This is a genomic window from Pseudomonas sp. 2995-1 (assembly GCF_002742505.1).
Classification (GTDB): Bacteria; Pseudomonadota; Gammaproteobacteria; order Pseudomonadales; family Pseudomonadaceae; genus Aquipseudomonas; species Aquipseudomonas sivasensis.
This window is the reverse complement of record NZ_LJSA01000524.1, coordinates 1-303: the sequence shown is the minus strand read 5'-3', so window position 1 is coordinate 303 and position 303 is coordinate 1. Positions and strand designations below refer to the sequence as shown.

Sequence of the window (303 nt, the reverse complement as noted above, 5' to 3'; positions counted from 1 at the left end):
TTACTCAGCAAGTTGTAAAAAACTTATTTTTATCATCAGAAAAAACAGTTTCTCGTAAACTTCAAGAACAATACTTAGCAGTTAGGTTAGAACAAAAATTTTCAAAAGATCAGATTCTCGAAATGTATTTAAACGTAATATATTTTGATGATGGCTACTACGGTGTACAAGGGCTGCTGATTATTACTTTAGCAAAGAATTACATGAACTGGAAATTGAAGATGCTGCATTGTTAGCGGGTATTCCGCAACGTCCAGTTAGATTCAATCCTTTTAAAAATCCAGAAGATTCACAGGTACGAAG

The 303-nt window shown here is 33.0% G+C and carries 1 pseudogene; it reads left to right on the top strand.

What is annotated here, in order from left to right:
- Window positions 1–303 (top strand): annotated as a pseudogene (locus AOA61_RS27325) (transglycosylase domain-containing protein); the annotation flags it as partial.